Genomic DNA, 4,967 nt, shown 5'->3' on the forward strand with positions numbered 1-4,967 from the left:
GTAGTACTTGCAGACGCCGAACTACTTCGCCCGGGCGGCCAGGGCTTCCGGGATTGGGTCGTAGCGGGAGAAGTGGCGGGTGAAGGTTCCTGTGCCTGAGGTCATTGCGCGGAGTTCTATGGCGTAGCGGAGGAGTTCGCTGGACGGGACTTCGGCTCGGATCACGGTGCGGCCGCCTTCGTCGGCTTCGGTGCCCAGGACTCGGCCTCGGCGGCCGGAGAGGTCTCCCAGGACTGTGCCCATGTGTTCGTCCGGGAGGCGGATGGCCACTTCGTCCAGGGGTTCCAGGAGGGTGGTCCGGCCGGCGTTCGCGGCTTCCTTCAGGGCCATGGCGCCTGCGGTTTGGAAGGCGGCGTCCGAGGAGTCGACCGAGTGGGCTTTGCCGTCTACGAGGGTTACGCGGACGTCTACTACTGGGGTGTGGTCGTGGAGGCCGCGTTCCAGTTGGGCGCGGACGCCCTTTTCGACTGACGGGATGAACTGGTTGGGGATGGCGCCGCCGACGATCTTGTCGACGAACTCGAAGCCTGAGCCTCTGGGGAGTGGTTCGACCACGATGTCGCACACCGCGTACTGGCCGTGACCTCCAGATTGCTTCACATGCCGGCCGTGGCCCTTTGCCGAACCCGCAAAGGTTTCTCGCAACGCCACGCGTACCGGTTCGGTGTCGATCTCGGCTCCGCCTGCCCGGAGGCGGGCCAGGACCACGTCGGCGTGGGCCTCGCCCATGCACCAGAGGACCATCTGGTGGGTTTCGGCGTTGCGGTCCAGGCGGAGGGTCGGGTCGCTGGCCACCAGGCGGTTCAGGTTGCGGGCCAGGTTGTCCTCGTCGCTTCGGGTTCTGGGGACCACGGCTACTGGGAGGAGCGGCTCCGGCATGTCCCAAGGGGCCATGAGGAGTGGTTGTTCCGGGGCTGAGACGGTGTCGCCGGTTTCCGCGGTGGTGAGCTTTGTGAGTGCGCAGAGGTCTCCGGCCACGCAGTACGGGACTTCTCGCAGGGTGGCGCCCAGTGGGGAGTAGACGTGGGCCACGCGTTCGTCGGCGTCGTGGTCCTCGTGGCCTCGGTCGGCCATGCCGTGGCCCGAGACGTGCACCGGGCGTTCCGGGCGGAGGGTGCCCGAGAAGACGCGGACCAGGGACACGCGGCCGACGTAGGAGTCGACTGCTGTGCGGACGACTTCGGCTACCAGGGGGCCGTCGGGGTCCACGGACATGCGGGGCTGGGGGATGCCCTCGACGGAGGTCACGTCGGGGACTGTGTGTTCGAGCGGGGACGGGAAGGCGCGCGCTATGCCGTCGAGGAGTTCCGTCAGGCCCATGCCGGTGGCGGCGCAGACGGGCATCACCGGGTGGAAGGAGCCGCGTGCGACCGCGGTTTCCAGATCGGCGATGAGGGTGTCCTGGTCGATTTCCTCGCCCGCCAGGTAGCGGTCCATCAGGGTTTCGTCTTCACTCTCGGCGATGATGCCCTCGATCAGGGCCGCGCGTTCTTCCGGGTAGTTCTCACCGGATGTCAGCAGCCCGACCAGAGAGTCGCCCTCCTGCACGTACAGCGGCACGACGCCCGCGCCGAACGCGGCCTGGCACTCGATCACCTCGTTGCCGAAGTTGGCGCGGTGGTGGTCGGTGCGGGTGATGACCACGGCGCGCGGCATGCCTACTAGAGCGCACTCTTCCCACAGGGCGATGGTGGCGGCGTCCACGCCTTCGAAGGCGTTCACAACAAAAAGGGCCGCGTCCGCGGCCCGTAGTCCTGCCCTCAGTTCGCCCACGAAGTCGACGTAGCCGGGGGTGTCGATGAGGTTGATCTTGATGTCGCCGTGGTGGAGCGGGGCTACTGAGAGGCCTACCGAGCGTTGTTGTCGTACGGCGGCTGGGTCGTGGTCGCAGACGGTAGTGCCCTCGGTCACCGATCCTGCTCTGGTCAGGACGCCGGTGGCGGCTAGCAAGGCTTCGGTGAGCGTCGTCTTGCCCGCGCCGGACGGGCCCACGAGCACGACGTTGCGGACCTGGGCCGGGTCGTCCACAGCGACCGCGCCTGCCGATGTGCCGTTGTCGGAGTGCTTGCTTCCCATGGCTACCTCCGTCAAGTCGTAGTGTTCGATCTCACACCCGTTCACCTCCCGGTACAAGTGGGAGACCCCGACTGGACGCCTGCCTGGTTGTGAACGCCTTTCGAGTTCGTGGAAGTGGCACGTATCACGACCTGCGGTTGATCGTGAAGTGGCCTTCTGATTCCGGGCTTCAGTGGCTTGGGTGAGGTGGCCACGTCAGACGTAGGATGGGTTCACCGGAACTTCCCCTCGTGAAAGGTTGGCCCGTGAGCGACGACCAGGTCACCGGCACCGCCCGCGTCAAGCGCGGCATGGCCGAGATGCTCAAGGGTGGCGTGATCATGGACGTGGTCGACGCCACTCAGGCGAAGATCGCGGAGGACGCCGGCGCCGTCGCCGTCATGGCGCTCGAGCGCGTGCCCGCCGACATCCGTGCGCAGGGCGGCGTCGCCCGCATGAGCGACCCCGACCTGATCGACGGGATCATCAACGCCGTCTCCATCCCCGTGATGGCCAAGGCCCGCATCGGCCACTTCGTCGAGGCCCAGGTCCTCGCGTCGCTGGGTGTCGACTACATCGACGAGTCCGAGGTGCTGACCCCGGCCGACTACGCCAACCACATCGACAAGTGGGCCTTCACGGTTCCCTTCGTCTGTGGCGCGACGAACCTCGGCGAGGCCCTGCGCCGCATCACCGAGGGCGCGGCGATGATCCGCTCCAAGGGCGAGGCGGGCACCGGTGACGTCTCCAACGCCACCACGCACATGCGCAAGATCCGCCAGGAGATCCGCCGCCTGCAGAACCTGCCGGAGGACGAGCTGTACGTGGCCGCCAAGGAGCTCCAGGCGCCGTACGAGCTGGTCAAGGAGGTCGCGCAGAACGGCAAGCTCCCCGTCGTGCTGTTCACCGCGGGTGGCATCGCGACCCCGGCCGACGCCGCGATGATGATGCAGCTCGGCGCCGAGGGCGTGTTCGTCGGTTCCGGCATCTTCAAGTCCGGCAACCCGGCCCAGCGCGCCGAGGCCATCGTGAAGGCCACGACCTTCCACGACGACCCGGACGTCATCGCCAAGGTCTCGCGCGGCCTGGGCGAGGCCATGGTCGGCATCAACGTCGAGGACGTGCCGGAGCCGCACCGCCTGGCCGAGCGCGGCTGGTAACTGCTCTTCGGATGAAGGCGCATCGCATTGTGCGGTGCGCCTTTTCCTTTACGTGGCGAGCAAGAAGATCGCGACGCCGAGCAGCAACGCGAACACGGTGAGCGTGATGGCGAGTGCCACGCCTCCGCCGGACTGGTGCGGTGCCACCGGGATGACCGGCTCCGGCACCTCGTAGCTGCCGATGGGACGCGTGCTTCCCCTGGGCTCGGGCCGTTCCGGGCCTTTGGAGAAGGCCGAGAACGGATCCGGGTTGTCCGCGTAGAGGTCGCGCTCGTCGAACGGTTCGTGCGGTGGTCTGCTCATGAGGTCCCCCCAGACTTCTGGGGTCGAGCTTAGCCGGTGATGCGTTCCTCCGGCGGCTTCGTCGTGCTGCTGCCATGATCGGCTCATGAGTTGGGGGATTCGGGCGTTTGTGCTGGTGGTCGTGTTGTTGGCGGCTGGGTGCGGGCGCAGTGACGACGAGATCGCAGCCTTGCGTCAGGCGGTCGAGGCCGAGGTGGTTGCGGCGCCGTTGCCGCCGGGGGCTTCGTTGGTGCGCGGGCGGTTCGACAAGGGGTGCCACGACTTCTTCGAGTGCGCGGACGGGCCGGACCGGGCTGCGGTCCACCGGGCCGACCTCTACCTGGGACGCCCGCTGTCCGGTGCGTCGAGTGAGTGTGCGTACTTCGTGGAAATGTTGCGCGACAAGGGTTTTCGGCTCGTCGGGCGGTAGGGCGAGGCGCGGTTCGCCGTTGACGAGGCGGCGTGCGCGGCCGGGCATCCTGGCGCCGGAACCGTGGTGCGGGCGGACGTGCGGTCGTTCAGCGACAAGGCTTCCCTGGAGTTCTCGCTGCTCGACGGCGACCTGGTGGCGCCTCGGTACGAGCTCACCTACTCGCCGCAAGCGCCGGTGGTGCTGAGCGAGGTGCGGCTGACGCCTTCGGTGGTGGCGCACATTCGCGGTGCGCTCGACCGCCCGTTCGTGCTGTCGGCCGGTCCGGAGGCCGACGGGGATCAGCAGCGGGCAGGGGAGCGGTGGGCAGTGGCGGGTGGCCGCGAGCACGACCTCGTTGCGGTTCGAGGTGACGTGCGACGCGCGTGACGAGGCCTGGCTGGAGGCGCACGACCCCCGGATGAACGGCGGGCCTGAGGAGCGGCGGCGCGTGGTGCCGTGCACGGGCGCGGCCACGGTGGTCGACATGCCGGTGACCCTCGAGAAGGACGAGGCTCACGTCACGGTCAGCGTGTACGGGAGTCCCGCTTCGGTTCGGCAGCAGCCGCCGCGGCACGGGGCCTACGTGGTCCGGTTCGTCTCGGCTAGCTGATCGGGTAGATCTCGACGTCGGCGCTGTGCCCGGGCGCGCCCGCCAGCCGGGCGTCGCACGTCACGAGCGGCACGTCCAGTTGCTCGGCGAGTGCGAGGTAGAGCGCGTCGTAGGCCGAGGCCGCGTGCCGCAACCCCCACGCCCTCCTGGCCAGCGGTGGGTGGTCGATCAACGTGATCGGGACGTCCAACAGGTTGTCGACGGCTTCCTCTGCCTGTTCTGCGGTGAGCAGGCCTCGCCGCTCGAGCTTGCGCAGCACGTGCAACGACTCCGCAGTCAGCAGTTGTGGCGCGGCCGACGTGCTGGTGAGGAGCCTTTTCACGAGCTCGGGGTCGGGGTTCGTGCCGACCAGGAACTCCATCAGCGCGGACGTGTCCACGACGGCGGTGAAGCTCACTCGTCGTCCTCGCGGAGGTCGCGGACGATGCCGACGATGGTGGAGCGGTCG

Annotated in this window: 7 protein-coding genes; 4 read left to right on the forward strand and 3 right to left on the reverse strand. The window is 68.3% G+C overall.

Annotated elements, in window-relative coordinates; all coding sequences use genetic code 11:
• Positions 1 to 21: 21 nt before the first annotated feature.
• On the reverse strand, positions 22 to 2,076 hold the full coding sequence (locus tag UK23_RS39195; protein ID WP_045316861.1) for an elongation factor G-like protein EF-G2: 2,055 nt from the start codon (positions 2,074 to 2,076) through the stop codon (positions 22 to 24).
• Between the two features lie 206 nt (positions 2,077 to 2,282).
• Between UK23_RS39195 and pdxS the strand changes: the two genes are divergently transcribed.
• Entirely contained in the window at positions 2,283 to 3,215 is a 933-nt protein-coding gene (pdxS, locus tag UK23_RS39200) for a pyridoxal 5'-phosphate synthase lyase subunit PdxS (RefSeq protein WP_045316856.1), read from the forward strand.
• Between the two features lie 48 nt (positions 3,216 to 3,263).
• Here pdxS and UK23_RS39205 read toward each other — a convergent pair whose 3' ends face one another.
• The gene (locus tag UK23_RS39205) at positions 3,264 to 3,518 is read right to left on the reverse strand and encodes a hypothetical protein (protein WP_045316857.1); all 255 of its coding nucleotides are present in this window, start codon (positions 3,516 to 3,518) and stop codon (positions 3,264 to 3,266) included.
• An 85-nt stretch (positions 3,519 to 3,603) separates the two neighbouring features.
• Here UK23_RS39205 and UK23_RS39210 point away from each other — a divergent pair, with 85 nt between their 5' ends.
• From UK23_RS39210 to UK23_RS39220, 3 genes are all read left to right on the forward strand, one after another.
• Positions 3,604 to 3,927: a hypothetical protein gene (locus UK23_RS39210; protein WP_045316858.1), complete on the forward strand. Its 324-nt coding sequence runs from the start codon at positions 3,604 to 3,606 to the stop codon at positions 3,925 to 3,927.
• 63 nt (positions 3,928 to 3,990) lie between these two features.
• Positions 3,991 to 4,296, forward strand: coding sequence for a hypothetical protein (locus tag UK23_RS39215; RefSeq protein ID WP_231114878.1), 306 nt, complete (start codon positions 3,991 to 3,993; stop codon positions 4,294 to 4,296).
• On the forward strand, positions 4,244 to 4,519 hold the full coding sequence (locus tag UK23_RS39220) for a hypothetical protein (RefSeq protein ID WP_231114879.1): 276 nt from the start codon (positions 4,244 to 4,246) through the stop codon (positions 4,517 to 4,519). The genes UK23_RS39215 and UK23_RS39220 overlap by 53 nt, the downstream gene beginning before the upstream one ends.
• Here UK23_RS39220 and UK23_RS39225 read toward each other — a convergent pair.
• Positions 4,512 to 4,916, reverse strand: coding sequence for a type II toxin-antitoxin system VapC family toxin (locus tag UK23_RS39225; protein ID WP_052685441.1), 405 nt, complete (start codon positions 4,914 to 4,916; stop codon positions 4,512 to 4,514). The two genes, UK23_RS39220 and UK23_RS39225, sit on opposite strands and share 8 nt — an antisense overlap.
• Between the last annotated feature and the right edge of the window lie 51 nt (positions 4,917 to 4,967).

The sequence above is a fragment of the Lentzea aerocolonigenes genome (assembly GCF_000955955.1).
Lineage (GTDB): Bacteria > Actinomycetota > Actinomycetes > Mycobacteriales > Pseudonocardiaceae > Lentzea > Lentzea aerocolonigenes_A.